The following is a 16409-nucleotide window of genomic DNA, read 5'->3' as shown; positions in this document are numbered from 1 at the left end:
TTTGAGAAAAGTAGATTTTTGCAGGAATTTCTCTAAAAGAAGCGAAGCCGTTAAGAGAAAAGAGAGGTGAGAATTACTTGGTCAAATATAAATATATACTAGGAATATTTTTCGCTTGTCTTTTAGTTACTCTATGCCTCTATCCATATGTACCAAACCGGATGGCAGTACATTGGAATGAAAATGGTGGGCCGAACGAGTTTATGAGTAAACAAATTGTTGTAGCATTTATTCCTTGTCTTATTATTTTCTTACATGGATTGATGTATATTATTTCACATAATATATATAAGTTTAATGAAGGCGAGCATGTTATTATAAGTGGATTTCTAAAGACGATTACTTTATTTATGTTGTTTATCCATATGCTCATTCTCTTTATTAATTATGGAAGCATGATATCCTTTCAGACAGGACTAACAATTGGAATTAGTATGTTTCTTTTTATGCTTAGTAAAGGGTTTAAAAAAGTTAAGAGTACGGAAAAAGATCCAATCAAATTACAAAAGATCCGTTTAGTGAGTAGGCGGATTTTTCAAGTGATGGCATGTAGTATATTGTTTTCATTGTTTTTGAACTTGAAATGGGGATTTTATGTGTTACTTAGTGTAATAAGTGGTGGCTCTATTTTGTTTATGTTCTACGTCTTGTATTCGTACATATTAGAAAGTTATGAAACGTAAAAAAAGAGTCTTCTCATAATGAGAAGACTCTTTTAATCTATTTACTTTGTGATAAATTGTTGTGTCCAGTAGTTGCCGCTTTCTACATAACCAACACCGATATGAGTGAAGCCATTATTTAAAATGTTTGCACGGTGTCCAGCACTGTTCATCCAAGCTTGTACTACTTCTTCAGGTGTACGTTGGCCTTGAGCAATGTTTTCACCTGCAGATTTATAAGAAATACCAAATTTCTTCATCATGTCAAATGGAGACCCGTATGTAGGGCTGTTATGATCAAAGTAGTTGTTTTTTTGCATATCTTCAGACTTGATACGTGCTACTTTGCTTAATTCAGTATCGATTTGTAATGCTGGTAAGCCTTGTTTTGTACGCTCAGCGTTTGTTAATTCAACGACACGTTGTTCGAATTCGCTTAAAGATTTTGCTTCTTCAGCAGGCTTTTGCTCAGCAGGTTTTTGTTCAGCTGGTTTTTGAGTATTGTTGTTTTCAGCAGGCTTTTGAGTTTCTGGTTTTTGAACTTCTTCAGCAGGTTTTTGTTCAACAGGCTTTTGAGTTTCTGGCTTAGCTGTTGGTTGCTCAGTTACAACATTTTCAGTTGGTTGTTGACCAGGAATGAAGCAGTTTGGTTGGAAATTTCCTTGTTGCCATTGTGCTAATGACTCAACTCCCATAGATTGTAAGAATGCTTGTAATTCTTGTTGGCTCATTTGCTTCATCATCACATTAGAATGCTGAATATTTTGAACCTTTATGTTAGATGGTTGTACTGTTGCAGCTTGTGCATCTAAAGATGATACTCCTAGAGTAAGAGCTGTTGCAGCAGCTACAGATAATAAAACACGCTTTTTCATGATATGTGTCCCCCTATATAAAGTTTTAATTTGTTTTTCACACGATTTGTTTTTGACAGCCTGTCTGACTGACCAATTCATCGTAGCATACAATTTGCGAGAAAAAAGATGGAAAAAAATTCATAGACTTTAAAATTACCTAATTTATCCTAAGTGAAGAAAAGGGAAGAAATAAGAGAAACGTAGAGTATAAAAGGAATTTTCAGCATTTTTATACTTCGTTTTAAGAGGGGGTTTTTGGATAAAGTTACCTAAGTAGAAAATGAAGAATCCTATTGTATCAATGGTTTGAGCATTTTTTTGAGGAATATACTGGATTGATTTTTACAAAACTGTAATGTTTCTGTTGTTCTTTTTTATAATAAAGTAACATATTTTTAATGTTGTAGCAGACAAAAAAGCGGCTATCTCTTTACATAGACGAAGGAGATAGCCGTTTTCCTATTATTACGTATGTTACGAGTTATTACGAGTTGGTTTCAATTGCTTCTAATAATAGATCTACGATGTGAATTCCTCTCATTTTATGAGAAAGACCTTCTCGCTCAATCCCTAATTTCATTTGTAATAAACAACCTGGATTTGCAGTAACAATGGTTGCTGCGTCTGTTTCATGCACACGGTCCATTTTGTAATCTAGAAATTCCATGGATAGCTCTGAATGAACAATATTGTAAATACCAGCAGAACCACAGCAGCGATCAGCATCTTTCATTTCACGGTATGTTGCGCCTTGAATTGCTTCTAGTAACATACGAGGTTCTGAAGATGTTCGCATAACATTGCGTAAATGACAAGAGTCTTGATACGTAATAATTTGCGGTGTGAGTCGTAAGTCATTTCGTTTATGGAAATCTAGTTCTACTAGAATAGCGGTAATATCTTTAATTTTAGAAACAAACTGCTTTGCACGTTCTGCCCACTGTGGATCATCTTTTAAAAGATAATCGTAGTCTACGAGGTAAGCTCCGCAACCACCTGCATTCGTAATAATATAGTCGATGTTTAAATCTTCGAATGCTTTTATATTTCGTTTCGCTAATTCTTTTGCTCCACTTTTCTCACCAGCATGCCCATGTAATGCCCCGCAGCAACTTTGTGTTTTCGGAATAACGATATTACAACCAGCTAATTGAAGAAGTTTCATCGTTGCGTTATTTGTTTCTAAAAACATCGTATCCATTAAACAACCCGTGAAGAATGCAACTTGTTTTTTCTGTGTACTTTCAGCAGGTAAAAATTCAGGACGGTCTTTCATTGCTGTCATTTTAGGGACTTTTGGTAAAACGAGATCCATCGTTGCAAGTGTTTCAGGGAATAGTTTCATAATCCCTGTTTTATGTGTTAGCGTTTGTAAACCGGAACGCTGGTAAAATCCAATTAGTCCTGTTAATGTTCTCATTCGATTTTGATGGGGGAATAGTCCTTCAAAAACGACTTTACGAACGGCTCTCACTGGCACCGAGAACTTTTTGTTTTGATTAATAATATCACGAGCTTCTTCTAGTAAATGTCCATAATTCACACCAGATGGACATACAGGTTCACAAGCACGGCAGCCAAGGCAAACGTTTAATGTATTCTCAACATCTTCATCTGGCTCGATTAAACCGTCAACGACCGCTTTCATTATTGCGATACGTCCTCGTGGTGAATGTGATTCTTTATATCCAGATTGAATGTAAGTAGGACAAGTTGGTAAGCAAAAACCGCATCGCATACAATTTAGTAGTTCATCTTCACTTAATCGTTCTTTAAATTCCTTTTGAATGTTTTCTTTATTTAATGTTGTCATCGCTCAACCACCACTCTTTTGCGAGTGTCTTTCGCGAACATCTTGCCTGGATTCATAATGTTATTTGGATCGAAGGCTTGTTTAATTCCTTGCATAGCAGCAATACCTTCTTTACCTAATTTCATTTCTAAATACGGAGCTTTCATTGCACCAACGCCATGTTCACCAGTAATCGTGCCACCAAGTTCGATTGCTTTCGCAAATATTTCAGCAAAAGCTTGTTCAGCTCGGTGCATTTCTTCTTCATTACGGGCATCTGTCATACAAGTTGGGTGTAGGTTACCATCGCCAGCATGCCCAAACGTACAAATAGGAATATTATATTTCTTTGCAATGGCATTAATAGCTTCAACCATCGGAGCGATTTGTGAACGTGGTACCGTTGCATCTTCTAATATTGTAGTAGGTTTTAATCTAGCAAGCGCAGATAAAGCACTACGGCGAGCGGTGCGAAGTGCATCGGCTTCCGCTTCATCTTTTGCAACGCGAACATCGACTGCATTCATAGAGTGGCAAACATTAGCCATTTTTTCAATATCTCGATTGACAACTTCGGGCGGTCCGTCTTGTTCGATTAATAAAATTGCTTTTACATCTGTTGGTAAACCAATTTGTGCAAATTCTTCTACTACTTCAATTGTTGGCTGGTCTAAAAACTCAAGTGTCGCTGGAATGATTTTATTTGCAATAATAGAAGAAACAGCACGTGCAGCTTCATTAATATCTTCATAGAGCGCAAGCATTGTTTTCTTCGTTTCAGGCATAGGAACAAGTTTTAATATAGCTTCGGTTACGACGCCAAGTGTGCCTTCAGAACCGATAAATAAACGAGTTAAATCGTAACCAGCTACATCTTTTGCTAATTTACCACCAGTGCGAATGATATCGCCGTTCGGTAAGACGAGTTCAAGCCCCATTACATAATCACGCGTTACGCCATATTTTAAACCACGTAATCCACCTGAGTTTTCATTAATGTTACCGCCGATTGTAGAAATTTTCATCGAGCTTGGATCTGGTGGATAAAATAAACCTTTTTCTTCTACCGCTTTAATAATATCAAGTGTAATCACACCAGCTTGTACAGTAATTGTTAAATTCTCTTCATCAATTTCTAAAATGTTATTCATATGGCGGAAGATAAGGACAATACCGCCTTCAAGTGGACATGTTCCTGCGCAAAGGTTTGTTCCAGAACCACGAACATATACAGGAATGTTATGAGTGTTACATACTTTTAATACTTCAGCTACTTCATTTGTATTACGAGGAGCAATGACTGCATCAGGCATTGCTTGGAAGTTTGGAGTGGCATCATAACTATACGTTAAACGCCCCATATTGGATGTATCTACATTATCTTCGCCAACAATGGATACGAATGAATCAATAATTTGCTTTTCTAACATTGGAAATCCCCCTCAAACTGTTAACGTAATTAGTGATAATAAAAAACGTTGTCACAGTGCTTTCATTATAATGATAAAAAAGTCGGGGGATTCTTTCTATGTATAATCATCTAAAGATTAATCTGTTTTATCGTTCTTTTTTGTATGATTATCTAGTAAGAGGAGTGAGAAGTATAAAATGTTTAAATCTTTGAAGTGTTTCGGGTCAAGTCCCGTATGCTCCTCAATCTTTTTTAGTCTGTAATGCAATGTGTTAATGTGTATATGCAATTGTTCAGCGGTTTGCTTATAGGATTGGTTATAATCGATAAATAAGCGTAAAGTGTGCATAAGCTCAGGAGAGGATAATAAGTTTTCGATGGTGCGCCTTAGAAACTGTTCCCGCGTTTCAGCAGAAATATCTTGTAAGCACATTTCTAAACGTAAATCTTCATTAAATACAATTTTTTTCGTTTCAAGTGATACAGAAAGAGCTTGTAATGCTTGTTCGTACGATAAGCTCATATTGCTTGGTGTAACGGATTGTCCAATCCCAATATATAAAGGAATAGAAAATAAAGTTTCACAGTCTTGTTTTAATCGTTTAAAAAATTGATACGTTTGCTCTTTGGAGTTTGTGGCTGTAAATAAAATAAATCGATCATTTCCCCAGCGAACAAATAGATGCTCTTTTGTTAATAGATTGCGTATGTGTTGCCAAATTTTGCGCTGAAGCATCGTGTCATTTTGATCGATAGAGAACAAAATAAGTTGTTTCTTCTTATATAAATCAATACCAAGTGTTTTTGCGCGATCGAGAAAACTTGGAGACCAGTCTGTATTTTGAAGCCAATCAAAGACAAATGCTTCATAAGAACGATGCTCAAGTTCTAGTTGTTCTAAAAAATAGTTTTCATGAATTAATAATTCGGTCATCTTACGTAATATCTCACCGTATTGTGAAATGTTTTCAGGTTCGCCTGTAATTCCAATAACACCAATTACTTCGTCATGGAATAGTAAAGGAAGGTTCATGCCGGCTTTTACGCCATGTAGTTGTTGCTCATCATCTTTTGTAATAATGACCGTCTTCTTTTCTTTCGCGCAGCGGAGTGCACCTTCATGAAATTGACCGATTCTTTCCGCATCTGTACTTGCGATAATAACGCCTTGTGTATTAATGATAATAATATTTTCTGTAATTAGTCTGCGTACTTCTCGTACAATTTTATTCGCTAAATCAGGAAAAAGCATAATTTGCACACCTCAAATTCTATTTGTTGTACATTATATATGTAAATGAAGTAAGAAAGAAAAATTTCACACTTTCCACACATTTATTTGTTATTTTACAATTATAGCGAAATCATCTGAAGATGGAGGGAATCTTTTGAGAAAGTATGTTTTTCTTCTCTGTTTTTTATTTCTATTAGTAGGGTGTCAAGGAAGTTCATATACACCGATTGCTAAAGATAAAAGTATTATTATAACAACGAATATAAAAGAGGGTAGTATTAGTTTTGTTGATAAACAAACTAAAAAGTTAATTACGACATGGGAGCTTAATGAACCAATGGCAGGAATTGCACTACTTCCAAATGGTGAGGACATACTTGTATATGGTAAGCAGTTAGAATATATGTATGTATACTCACTAACAGAAGGAAGACAGGTGGATAAATATAAGACTGATAAAGGAATTGTGAATGTAGTCGTATCAGAAGATAAAAAACAATTATTTGCTGCTGATCAAAAGGCTCAAAAAGTAAGATTCTTTACGATAAAAGGGAAAGAAATCGGGAGTGTGTCAACCGGAAAAGGGCCAATAACAATGGTAGAGCATCATAATCAGTTATCCGTATTAAACTTTTATGATACGAAGTTAACGACAATTGATACAAAGAAAAAAGAAGTGATACAATCCTTTATGATTCCCCCGGCATCAACAGGAGCGACAATTAGTCCGGATGGGAAAGAAATATGGATTGGCGGACATGGTGATGGAAATCAAGTCAATGAGAAAGTATTAGTGTATGCATTGCAGAGCGGAGAGATGGTCCGTTCTTTACACGCTCCGTTTATGCCTGTGAATATAACGAAGGATAATAAGTATGTATATGCATTGAGTCATGGTTCGAATACACTTAGAAAGTTCGATGTTAGCACGTATAAAGAGGTAGCTTCTGTAGAAGTAGGATCGAACCCATTTGCATTTTTGAAGAGCGGAGCAGAAGGATATGTGGCTAGTTATGATAGCGATGAAGTATGCGTTATGGATATGAAGAGTATGAAAATAAAACAAACAATTAAAGTCGGAAAAGGACCGTTTCAACTCATAGAGAGGGAAGGGAAGGACAATGAGTAAATATAGGGTGCTAGTTGTAGATGATGAAAGTGATATGAGGCAGCTTGTTGGAATGTACTTAGACAATTTCGGATACGAGTGGGGAGAAGCTGAAAATGGAAAAGAGGCTCTAAAAAAATTAGAGACGGATCATTATGATTTCGTTGTATTAGATATTATGATGCCAGAGATGGATGGACTTTCAGTTTGTAAAGAAATTAGAAAAACGTCAGATGTACCAATTATATTTTTAACAGCAAAAGGTGAAGAGTGGAATAGGGTGAACGGCTTACGTATGGGAGCAGATGATTATATTGTAAAGCCATTTAGTCCTGGAGAATTAATTGCTCGTATGGAAGCTGTGTTAAGACGCTATACAAAGCAAGAGCAACAAGAGGAGATTCAGTTTGGACCGATCCTTATTAATGAAAAAAGTAGGAAGATTGAGGCTGATGGTGAGCCGATTTCTCTTACAGTAAAAGAGTTTGATTTACTCTATTTTCTTTGTCAACATACAGGACAAGTGTTTAGCCGGGAACAATTGCTGGAGAAGGTATGGGGATATGATTATGCCGGAAGTACGAGAACAGTAGATACGCACGTGAAAACGATGCGTTTGAAGCTTGGAGAAAGTGGAAACTACATTCAAACTGTTTGGGGTGTAGGCTATAAATTTGAGGTGTAACGTATGTTTACGATGGTACAGAAGCTTTGGCTTACAGTAGTATGTGCAGTATGTGTAACAGTTTCCTTTCTTTATTTTGTATCCTTATACTCGTATGAAAAACTATACGTTGATAATTTAAAAGATTCATTAGTAATGGAAGGGAAGCGTCTTGCTGCGCAATATGATAAGCGTGAAGGAATAGCAACTTTTGAAGAGAAAGTAAGAGCATTTGATCAAATATCTAGTTCGGACGTTCTTTTCGTATCTAATCCGCGTGATTTAAGCGCATGTTTACCTTTTGATGTGCATCATCATTCTCTTATAAGTGAAGGTGACAGGCAAGCACTATTAGACGGAAAAACTGTGACAAAGATAGGATATGAGGAACATTTTGACCGTAATATTATGGGGGTTGTCATCCCTGTTTTAGAAAATAAAAAATTAGTGGGCATTGTATATTCTTATATTCCTTTAAAAAGTATAAAAGACTTAATATATGATATGGGCCTTATTTTAGCACCGTTAGCACTTGCCATGATTTTAATTACGATATGGATTGGTAGAAAAATTATTATTGCTATTACGAAGCCGCTTTCGCAAATGGAACGAGTAGCCAATCATTTGGCTACGGGAGATTTCTCAGAACGGATTACAATTTCTTCTGAAGATGAAATTGGACGATTAGGAAAAGCGTTTAATAAAATGGCAAATTCTTTAGAGACAGAAGACGTAAAGCGTAAGGAATTCTTAGCTAACGTTTCGCATGAACTAAGAACACCACTTAGTTATATAAAAGGATATAGCGAGGCTATTTTAGATGGTGTAGCAAAGGGACCGCAGCAGGAAAAAGTAATACAGCTTATTCATAAAGAAGCAGATCGTATGCAGCGTCTCGTTCATGATTTATTAGATTTAGCACAATTAGAAGGTGAACATTTTCCGTTACAGAAACAACCTATCGTTTTTTCACAACTAATTGAAGATGTGTTAGATACGTATGAGATTAAGTTTATAGAAAAGAAAATTCGTATTTCAACAAATTTAAATCCAGAAATCATTGTAATAATTGATGAGGATCGTATGCAACAAGTGCTTCATAACGTGTTAGATAATGCGATACGGTATACAAATCAAAACGGGGATATCAATATAACCTTAGAACAAATTGATGATTACTGTGAATTAAAAATAAAAGATACAGGAATCGGTATTGATACAGAGCATTTAGAAAATCTTGGTGAACGTTTTTACAGAGTTGATAAAGCGAGAAGTCGTCAACATGGTGGAACAGGTTTAGGGCTTGCCATTGTAAGACAAATTGTTCATATACATGATGGACAATGGCTAATTGAAAGTGAAAAAGGGAATGGAACGACGGTTAGTATTAAATTGAAAATGCAAGGTGAAGAAAGCATGTTCTAACGTGAAGGACATGCTTTTCTTCATGAATGCAAATTAATATAGGAATACATATAAATTAATATCAAATAAATATTAAAAATTTGACGATTTTATGAACAAAACATTTGTACTTCTTACCAATTCGTTCTAAAATAGTTATGATGCAAAGTTTTTATAAATCGTTTCAATTGTTGTTTGGAAGATACTGAGGTGATTTAACTGGAGTACAAATCTATTAAACCGAAAAAGATTTACGAAGAAGTATCTGAAGCTATTTTAACAATGATTAAAAATGGTACGTTAAAACCTGGTGACAAACTACTTCCTGTACATCAATTAGCTGAGCAGTTTCAAGTTGGTAGATCTGCTGTTCGTGAAGCGTTAAGTGCGCTAAGAGCAATGGGCTTAATTGAGATGAAACAAGGAGAAGGTACATATGTGAAGAATTTCGATTCTTCTTCATTAACAAAATCATTAAACAATAAATTATTAATGAAGAAAGAAGATATTTTAAACTTATTAGAAGTACGAAAGGTGCTTGAAGTGGGGGCAGTTCGAGCAGCTGCGGCAAAGCGTACGGAAGATAATTTGCAAAATATGAAGCATTGGTTAGATGAAATGGCAAAGAGCATTGGAGATGAAAAGGCTGGCGAAAAAGCAGATTTTCAGTTCCATATGGGAATTGCGGAGTCTTCGCATAACAACATTTTGCTTGAACTCATGAATCACGTTTCAGAGATGATTGCTGAAACGATTGGTGAATCAAGACGCATTATTTTATATGGTGAACAAACAACATCAGAACGACTTATAGAAGAGCATCAAGTTATATATGATGCGGTGTTAAAGCAAGATGTAGAATTAGCGCAGCAAGCAATGCTAGATCATTTAACAAATGTAGAACATATTGTCACAGGTAAAAACGATATAAATTCGTAATTTAATCTTTTAAAAATCTAATTTTTTGATAAAATAGAGAAAGATTAAGTAAGCGTTTTCTTTAGAAGAGGGAGAGGATAGGCCATGGTTGAGCCTACTTCTTCTCTCCTTAGTCATCTGATGACCATATGTTTGTTGGTAGAGTTGTAAAAAGGGGGAGTAATAATTATGAAAGTTACTTTATTTGTTACTTGTTTAGTCGATATGTTTGAAACAAACGTCGGCAAAGCAACAGTTGAAGTGTTGGAGCGTTTAGGTTGTGAAATTGAATTTCCAGAAGCACAAGTTTGTTGTGGGCAGCCTGCTTATAATAGCGGCCACGTAGAAGCAGCAAAAGAAGCGATGAAACATATGATTGAAACTTTCGAAGATGCAGAATATATTGTTACACCATCTGGTTCTTGTGCGACAATGTTTCATGAGTATCCGCATGTTTTTAAAGATGATCCGAAGTGGGCTAAACGTGCACAAAAGGTTGCTGATAAAACATATGAATTGACACAATTTATTGTAGATGTTTTAAAAGTTACAGATGTTGGTGCAAGTTTACCAGGGATAGCTACTATTCATAAATCTTGCCATATGACACGTCTGCTTGGAGTAAAAGAGGCACCAGGAATTTTATTATCTAACGTAAAAGGATTAACTGTGAGAGAACTGCCAAACGCACAAAATTGTTGTGGGTTTGGGGGAACGTTTTCAGTGAAGATGACTCCAATTTCTGAGCAAATGGTAGATGAAAAGGTAGATAGTGCAATGGAAACAGGTGCAGATTATTTAATCGGTGCAGATTGTGGGTGTTTGTTAAACATTGGCGGACGTATTGAACGTTTAGGGAAAGAAATAAAAGTAATGCATATTGCTGAGGTACTGAATAGTCGCTCATGAAGGGGGAACATAAGCTATGTCTATGAAAATCAGTGAGAAAAAATTTAATGATCGTGTTGGCGATGGAATTCAAGATTCGTTTATGCGTGGAGCAGTATCTTCTGCGCAAACGCGCTTATATACGAATCGCTTAAAAGCAGCGGACGAATTAGGAAACTGGGAAGAGTGGCGTGAACTAGGTGAACAAATTCGCCAACATACGTTAGAAAATCTTGATTATTACTTAATGCAGTTAAGTGAAAATGTATCAAAAAGAGGCGGACATGTGTACTTTGCGAAAACGAAAGAGGAAGCAGCAAAGTACATTCAAGACGTTGCAAAAAAGAAGCAGGCAAAAAAAGTAGTAAAATCAAAGTCGATGGTAACAGAAGAAATTAGTATGAACCATGCGCTTGAAGAGATTGGTTGTGAAGTGTTAGAAAGTGACTTAGGAGAGTATATTCTGCAAGTAGATAACGATCCACCTTCACATATTATTGCGCCTGCACTTCATAAAAATAGAACGCAAATTCGTGATGTATTTAAAGAAAAGCTTGGCTATGAAAATTCTGATGATCCATACGAAATGACAAAGTTTGTTCGTAAACAACTTCGTGAGAAATTTATGGATGCAGAAATTGGTGTGACAGGTTGTAACTTCGCTGTTGCAAATACTGGTTCTCTTTGTTTAGTAACGAATGAAGGTAATGCAGATCTTGTCATGTCGATTCCAAAAACACAAATTGCAGTAATGGGTATGGAACGTATGGTTCCGACAATGGAAGAATTAGATGTTTTAGTTGGTTTACTATGTCGTAGTGCAGTAGGTCAAAAGTTAACAAGTTATGTAACTGTAGCAGGACCAATTCAAGAAGAGGAAGTAGATGGACCAGAAGAATTCCACTTAGTTGTTGTCGATAATGGTCGTTCTCAAATTCTTGGATCTGAATTCCGCTCAGTATTGCAATGTATTCGTTGTGCTGCTTGTGTTAACGTATGTCCTGTATATCGTCACGTTGGTGGACATTCGTATGGTTCTATATACTCAGGACCAATTGGTGCGGTATTAACACCACTTTTAGGTGGGTATGATGATTACAAAGAGCTTCCTTATGCCTCTAGTTTATGCGGAGCGTGTACAGAAGCTTGTCCAGTAAAAATACCATTGCATGATTTATTATTAAAACATCGTCAAGTTATCGTTGAGCAAGAAGGGCGTGCTCCACTTGCGGAAAAATTAGCAATGAAAATGTTTAGTATGGGCGCATCTTCAGCAGCTTTATATAAAATGGGATCAAAAATGGCGCCAGCAGCAATGAGTCCATTTACATCTGGTAACCGTGTATCAAAAGGTGTTGGGCCACTTAAAAACTGGACAGATATTCGTGAATTCCCGGCTCCAAGTAAAGAACGATTCCGTGATTGGTATAAAGACCATAAGAAAGGCGGGGACAAATAATGACAGGATTAATTCAAAACCGTGAGTCCTTTCTAGATAATATTGCAAAAGAACTTGGACGTGAGCGGAAAACGGAAGGCGTAAAGCGTCCAGCATGGAAAAGTAATGTGAATGTAGAAACGCTAAAAGATTATTCACAAGAAGAATTGTTAGAAGTATTTAAAAATCAATGTACAAACATTCATACAACTGTAGTGGAAACGACAAATGACCGTTTGCGTGAAGATATTCAAAAAGTAATCATGGAAAACGGCGGGGGACCTATTTTATTATCAGCAGATGACCGTTTTGATTCTTATGGATTGACTTCTTTATTTAAAGAAGAACTTCCAAAGCGAGATGTTGAAGTAAATGTATGGGATCCAGAGAGAAAAGAAGAGAATATGCGTATAGCGGAAAGGGCGAATATTGGAATCGCATTTAGTGATTATACTTTAGCTGAATCTGGTACGATTGTTGTACAAAGTCATAAAGGCCAAGGTCGTTCTTTACACTTTTTACCGACTGTATACTTTGCTATTATTCCACGTGAAACACTTGTGCCTCGTATTACACAAGCAGTTCAGGATATGAACACACGTGTAGAAAATGGCGAGACAGTGGCATCTTGTATTAACTTTATTACAGGACCTAGTAACTCGGCAGATATTGAAATGAATCTTGTTGTCGGAGTACATGGACCATTAAAAGCAGTATATTTCATCGTATAAAAGAGGGGAAAGCAGGCCAGAAAATGGCCTGCTTTTTTAATAGAATAGAGATAATATAAAGTAGAAGTTCTCTCCTTTTTTTGCTATGTTCTTCTGGAAAGGAGAGGAAGGGATGTTCACTTATTTATATGCATTGTTAGTGGGGATGGTGTTTGGTTCTTTTTTTATGTTAATTGCGATGAGAGTTCCACTAGGTGAGTCTATCATTACCCCGCGTTCACATTGTTATTATTGTAAGTATGTGCTGAAGCCAAAAGAATTGATTCCAATCATTTCATTTTGTATACAAAGAGGACGTTGTACGAATTGTAAGAGGGAAATTTCAATTTTGTACGTAGTATTTGAACTTGTAACCGGAATGATATTTCTTCTTACTGTATATATGATTGGGGTGGAACGAGAGCTTATCATCATTTTATCGCTTTTTTCGTTACTTCTTATTATTTCAATTACAGATTACATATATATGTTAATCCCTAATCGTATTTTAGCTTGGTTCGCCTGTTTACTCATTTTAGAATGTGTTTTTGTACCGTTAGTCACTTGGACAGATAGTATAGTTGGTAGTGGGGTTATATTCATTTTGTTATATTGCATGCAAAAAATATATCCAGAAGGGCTTGGTGGAGGAGATGTAAAATTACTTTCGTTACTTGGATTTATAGTGGGACTGAAAGGGATTTTTATGATTTTATTTTTAGCATCTTGTTTTAGTCTCTGTTTCTTTGGGGCTGGTATAGTATTAAAACGTATGAAAATGAGGACCCCAATTCCGTTTGGCCCTTTTATTAGCCTTGGGGCAATATGTTACATGTTGGTCACGTATACAAAATAGAGAGGGGATAGAGAGTGAACGTATATATGGATGATCAAAGAAGTTGTCCGTACGGGTATGTGCCCGCAACTACAGTAGAATGTGCCTTGCAAATGGTTCGGGATTATGATGTGAATATTCTTTCCCTTGATTTCAATATGGGGTGGGGAGAAAAAAGTGGATTAGATTTTGTAGAGGTTTTTTGTAAAGAGGGGTTATACGTAAATGAAATTCACCTTCATACGAATGATGTCATCGGTATGTACAAGGTGAAACAGAGAATTAATAAGGGAAAGGAAGAAGGAGAGATTAATCCTAATCTTGTTGTTAAATATGTGGGGAGCTAAAAACTCCAAAGTAAAACTTTGGAGTTTTTAATGTTTCATATGTGCTTGTAAAGGAATAATCTCTTCTTGTTGAGCTGCTGCGATTTCAGTTTCTTCCTGTTGAACTTCAGGTGTTTTCTTTGTTAAGTAGTGGTATACCATACCGACAAATACAGACCCGCCAATAATGTTACCAATTGTAACTGGAATTAAATTATGAATAGCACCTGCAAAAGAAATTGTCTCCGGATGCGGTGAAACTAAAGATAAAGCAAATAGTGATAAGTTTGCGATGCTATGCTCGTAACCAGATAAGAAGAATGTGAAAACGAGTAGCATCATCATCATAATTTTTGCTGTATCACCTTTAACTTGAGAAGGTAAGAAACAAGCAAGACATACAAGCCAGTTACATAAAATTGCTTTAAAGAATAATTGTATTGTAGGTGTATTCATTTTTCCTTCCACTACTTTATTCATGAAATGACCGTGATCAATTGCTCCGAAAATGCCAGTTGCGTAAAATAGTAAGGCAAAGAATAAAGCGCCAGCTAAGTTACCTGCATAACAAGCAACCCAGTTACGAAGTGTATCAGAAATCGTTGTTTCTTTTCGTAAAGTTGCCACTGTGAAATACATTGTATTTCCAGTAAACAATTCAGCACCGCCATATATAATAAGTACGAGGGCAATTCCGAAAAACATAGAAGCAGCTAAATAAGTTGCTGGTGAATCTGCAATGTGAAAAAAGTTACCTAATTTAAAACATAGTACAATAATAAAGCCGATATAAATACCCGCAAGTGCGGCACGAATGAAATATTGCAGCGGGTTTGTATCTAGCATTTGTTTTTTGCTCTTAGCCAGTTTGACAACATAATCTAATCCTTGTTCTAGCATGAGTAATACGCTCCTTTAGTACATCATCTATAAATACTCCTTATATGAATAAAGTACATGGATTCGGTCATAGTTTCAATGAGTTTGTGCAATGTTTCACAAAAAGGACATACATATATAAGGAAAACGCTTACAAAAAATAGTATAATGGAATTTTTTCTGGACATAGAGAGGGGACAAGGAAAAAAGAAAAAGCGCTGTAATTACAGCGCTTTTTCGTCTAAATTCTTTTCTACTTTTACTTCTACTTCTTTCGAGAAGAACCAACCACCAACTGCGATTCCGACTAATACAATCCAGAATGTAAGCTTCCACGGAGTGGATTCTGGGAATGAATGTGGAATTACATTTAATGCAGGGTGTGCTAATGTATAAACTGCTAGCTTCACACCAACCCAACCTACAATTAAGAATGCTGCAGTTTCAAGTCCTGGTTTACGTTTTAAGATTTGTACGAAAGCAGTTGCTGCAAATCGCATAATGATTAATCCGATAAGTCCACCTACAAAGATAACAACGAATTGCCCAGTATCAAGACTACCAATTGTACCTAATCCTGTTTTTGGTAAAGTCATTGCTAATGCAACAGCAGCTAAAATTGAATCAACTGCGAAGGCGATATCAGCAACCTCAACTTTAAATACAGTCCACCAAAAATTCTCTTGTTTTTTCTTTGCTTCTTTTTCTTCTGTTTCTTCATCTGTATTCTTTTTAACATACGTTTTAAATAAGTGATTACCAGCGATAAACATAAGGTAAATGGCACCAATTGCTTGCACTTGCCATACATCGACTAAGAACGAGATCATAAATAACGATCCGAATCGGAAAACAAATGCCCCCGCTAATCCATAAAATAGTGCTTTCTTTCGTTTTTCTTCTGGTAAATGTTTTACCATAATTGCAAGAACAAGCGCGTTATCAGCCGCTAAAATCCCCTCAAGTGCAATTAGGATGAGTAATACCCAACCATACTCCAATAATAATGATACATCCATGTACATTCTCCTCTCATTTCTATAAGTACTAAATAAGTGAAGAATTTCCCCACTATTTAGTTTCCCCATACTCCTGCCTATTAACTTTGGAAGAATTTGGTAATGAATGCAAAAAAGACCTCTGCCGTTAATAGGCAAAGGTCTTGCTAGACATATGTAATGAAAATGCCAACAAAGCCGGAAGAACTAAGTTCTACGTAATGACGACTTTGTTTCCAAGAAAGATTCTTGGACGCTACTCCCCTTTGGAGATATGCTATTGTA

At 36.1% G+C, this 16409-nt stretch carries 16 protein-coding genes and 1 riboswitch; of the genes, 10 read left to right on the top strand and 6 right to left on the bottom strand.

Annotation, left to right across the window (positions count from 1 at the left end):
- Positions 1 to 77 precede the first annotated feature (77 nt).
- Positions 78 to 683 (top strand): DUF1648 domain-containing protein, encoded by a 606-nt coding sequence (locus QCI44_RS21625; protein WP_016088806.1) that lies wholly within the window; start codon positions 78 to 80, stop codon positions 681 to 683.
- Between the two features lie 41 nt (positions 684 to 724).
- On the opposite strand, the gene QCI44_RS21620 is transcribed toward QCI44_RS21625, so the two are convergent.
- From QCI44_RS21620 to QCI44_RS21605, 4 genes are all read right to left on the bottom strand, one after another.
- On the bottom strand, positions 725 to 1537 hold the full coding sequence (locus QCI44_RS21620; RefSeq protein WP_016133934.1) for a CAP domain-containing protein: 813 nt from the start codon (positions 1535 to 1537) through the stop codon (positions 725 to 727).
- Between the two features lie 466 nt (positions 1538 to 2003).
- Positions 2004 to 3332 carry a (Fe-S)-binding protein gene (locus tag QCI44_RS21615; RefSeq protein WP_016133935.1) on the bottom strand — a complete coding sequence of 443 codons (1329 nt, stop codon included), beginning with the start codon at positions 3330 to 3332 and terminating at the stop codon, positions 2004 to 2006.
- A complete protein-coding gene (glcD, locus tag QCI44_RS21610) occupies positions 3329 to 4741 on the bottom strand; it encodes a glycolate oxidase subunit GlcD (protein ID WP_016133936.1) in 1413 nt (470 codons plus the stop codon). Before glcD ends, QCI44_RS21615 begins: the two co-directional genes overlap by 4 nt.
- Before the next feature lie 117 nt (positions 4742 to 4858).
- Complete coding sequence (locus tag QCI44_RS21605) at positions 4859 to 5974, bottom strand: CdaR family transcriptional regulator (RefSeq protein WP_016088802.1); 1116 nt, start codon at positions 5972 to 5974, stop codon at positions 4859 to 4861.
- Between the two features lie 136 nt (positions 5975 to 6110).
- On the opposite strand from QCI44_RS21605, the gene QCI44_RS21600 reads away from it, so the two are divergent.
- The 9 genes from QCI44_RS21600 (at position 6111) to QCI44_RS21560 (ending at position 14268) form a co-directional block, all read left to right on the top strand.
- Positions 6111 to 7085, top strand: a complete 975-nt coding sequence (locus tag QCI44_RS21600) for a YncE family protein (protein ID WP_016088801.1) — start codon at positions 6111 to 6113, stop codon at positions 7083 to 7085.
- Complete coding sequence (locus tag QCI44_RS21595; protein WP_000049878.1) at positions 7078 to 7749, top strand: response regulator transcription factor; 672 nt, start codon at positions 7078 to 7080, stop codon at positions 7747 to 7749. Before QCI44_RS21600 ends, QCI44_RS21595 begins: the two co-directional genes overlap by 8 nt.
- A 3-nt stretch (positions 7750 to 7752) precedes the next feature.
- Positions 7753 to 9153, top strand: coding sequence for a sensor histidine kinase (locus tag QCI44_RS21590; protein WP_016133937.1), 1401 nt, complete (start codon positions 7753 to 7755; stop codon positions 9151 to 9153).
- 228 nt (positions 9154 to 9381) lie between these two features.
- On the top strand, positions 9382 to 10071 hold the full coding sequence (locus QCI44_RS21585) for a FadR/GntR family transcriptional regulator (RefSeq protein ID WP_254913065.1): 690 nt from the start codon (positions 9382 to 9384) through the stop codon (positions 10069 to 10071).
- 168 nt (positions 10072 to 10239) lie between these two features.
- Positions 10240 to 10959: a (Fe-S)-binding protein gene (locus QCI44_RS21580; protein WP_000869154.1), complete on the top strand. Its 720-nt coding sequence runs from the start codon at positions 10240 to 10242 to the stop codon at positions 10957 to 10959.
- Between the two features lie 16 nt (positions 10960 to 10975).
- Positions 10976 to 12397, top strand: coding sequence for a LutB/LldF family L-lactate oxidation iron-sulfur protein (locus QCI44_RS21575; RefSeq protein ID WP_000061930.1), 1422 nt, complete (start codon positions 10976 to 10978; stop codon positions 12395 to 12397).
- Entirely contained in the window at positions 12397 to 13107 is a 711-nt protein-coding gene (locus QCI44_RS21570) for a LutC/YkgG family protein (protein WP_016088799.1), read from the top strand. Before QCI44_RS21575 ends, QCI44_RS21570 begins: the two co-directional genes overlap by 1 nt.
- A gap of 112 nt (positions 13108 to 13219) precedes the next feature.
- Positions 13220 to 13942 carry a prepilin peptidase gene (locus tag QCI44_RS21565; RefSeq protein WP_016088798.1) on the top strand — a complete coding sequence of 241 codons (723 nt, stop codon included), beginning with the start codon at positions 13220 to 13222 and terminating at the stop codon, positions 13940 to 13942.
- Between the two features lie 14 nt (positions 13943 to 13956).
- A complete protein-coding gene (locus QCI44_RS21560) occupies positions 13957 to 14268 on the top strand; it encodes a cyclic-phosphate processing receiver domain-containing protein (RefSeq protein WP_098412877.1) in 312 nt (103 codons plus the stop codon).
- A gap of 27 nt (positions 14269 to 14295) precedes the next feature.
- Here the strand turns inward: QCI44_RS21560 and QCI44_RS21555 are convergent, their stop codons facing one another.
- The gene (locus tag QCI44_RS21555) at positions 14296 to 15147 is read right to left on the bottom strand and encodes a formate/nitrite transporter family protein (RefSeq protein ID WP_098412876.1); all 852 of its coding nucleotides are present in this window, start codon (positions 15145 to 15147) and stop codon (positions 14296 to 14298) included.
- A 203-nt stretch (positions 15148 to 15350) separates the two neighbouring features.
- Positions 15351 to 16145: a TerC family protein gene (locus tag QCI44_RS21550; RefSeq protein WP_000383326.1), complete on the bottom strand. Its 795-nt coding sequence runs from the start codon at positions 16143 to 16145 to the stop codon at positions 15351 to 15353.
- A 90-nt stretch (positions 16146 to 16235) separates the two neighbouring features.
- Positions 16236 to 16401, bottom strand: a riboswitch (yybP-ykoY riboswitch).
- Positions 16402 to 16409 lie beyond the last annotated feature (8 nt).

The sequence above is a fragment of the Bacillus cereus group sp. RP37 genome (assembly GCF_040459695.1).
Classification (GTDB): Bacteria; Bacillota; Bacilli; order Bacillales; family Bacillaceae_G; genus Bacillus_A.
The sequence above is the reverse complement of the archived record's forward strand: the minus strand, read 5'-3'. Positions and strand labels throughout refer to the sequence as shown.

What these genes read in the sequence shown, in the direction of transcription:
- QCI44_RS21620 (WP_016133934.1), bottom strand. Translation starts at nt 1,537, where the DNA reads ATGAAAAAGCGTGTTTTATTATCTGTAGCTGCTGCAACAGCTCTTACT.
- QCI44_RS21615 (WP_016133935.1), bottom strand. Translation starts at nt 3,332, where the DNA reads ATGACAACATTAAATAAAGAAAACATTCAAAAGGAATTTAAAGAACGA.
- glcD (WP_016133936.1), bottom strand. Translation starts at nt 4,741, where the DNA reads ATGTTAGAAAAGCAAATTATTGATTCATTCGTATCCATTGTTGGCGAA.
- QCI44_RS21605 (WP_016088802.1), bottom strand. Translation starts at nt 5,974, where the DNA reads ATGCTTTTTCCTGATTTAGCGAATAAAATTGTACGAGAAGTACGCAGA.
- QCI44_RS21595 (WP_000049878.1), top strand. Translation starts at nt 7,078, where the DNA reads ATGAGTAAATATAGGGTGCTAGTTGTAGATGATGAAAGTGATATGAGG.
- QCI44_RS21590 (WP_016133937.1), top strand. Translation starts at nt 7,753, where the DNA reads ATGTTTACGATGGTACAGAAGCTTTGGCTTACAGTAGTATGTGCAGTA.
- QCI44_RS21580 (WP_000869154.1), top strand. Translation starts at nt 10,240, where the DNA reads ATGAAAGTTACTTTATTTGTTACTTGTTTAGTCGATATGTTTGAAACA.
- QCI44_RS21575 (WP_000061930.1), top strand. Translation starts at nt 10,976, where the DNA reads ATGTCTATGAAAATCAGTGAGAAAAAATTTAATGATCGTGTTGGCGAT.
- QCI44_RS21570 (WP_016088799.1), top strand. Translation starts at nt 12,397, where the DNA reads ATGACAGGATTAATTCAAAACCGTGAGTCCTTTCTAGATAATATTGCA.
- QCI44_RS21565 (WP_016088798.1), top strand. Translation starts at nt 13,220, where the DNA reads ATGTTCACTTATTTATATGCATTGTTAGTGGGGATGGTGTTTGGTTCT.
- QCI44_RS21555 (WP_098412876.1), bottom strand. Translation starts at nt 15,147, where the DNA reads ATGCTAGAACAAGGATTAGATTATGTTGTCAAACTGGCTAAGAGCAAA.
- QCI44_RS21550 (WP_000383326.1), bottom strand. Translation starts at nt 16,145, where the DNA reads ATGGATGTATCATTATTATTGGAGTATGGTTGGGTATTACTCATCCTA.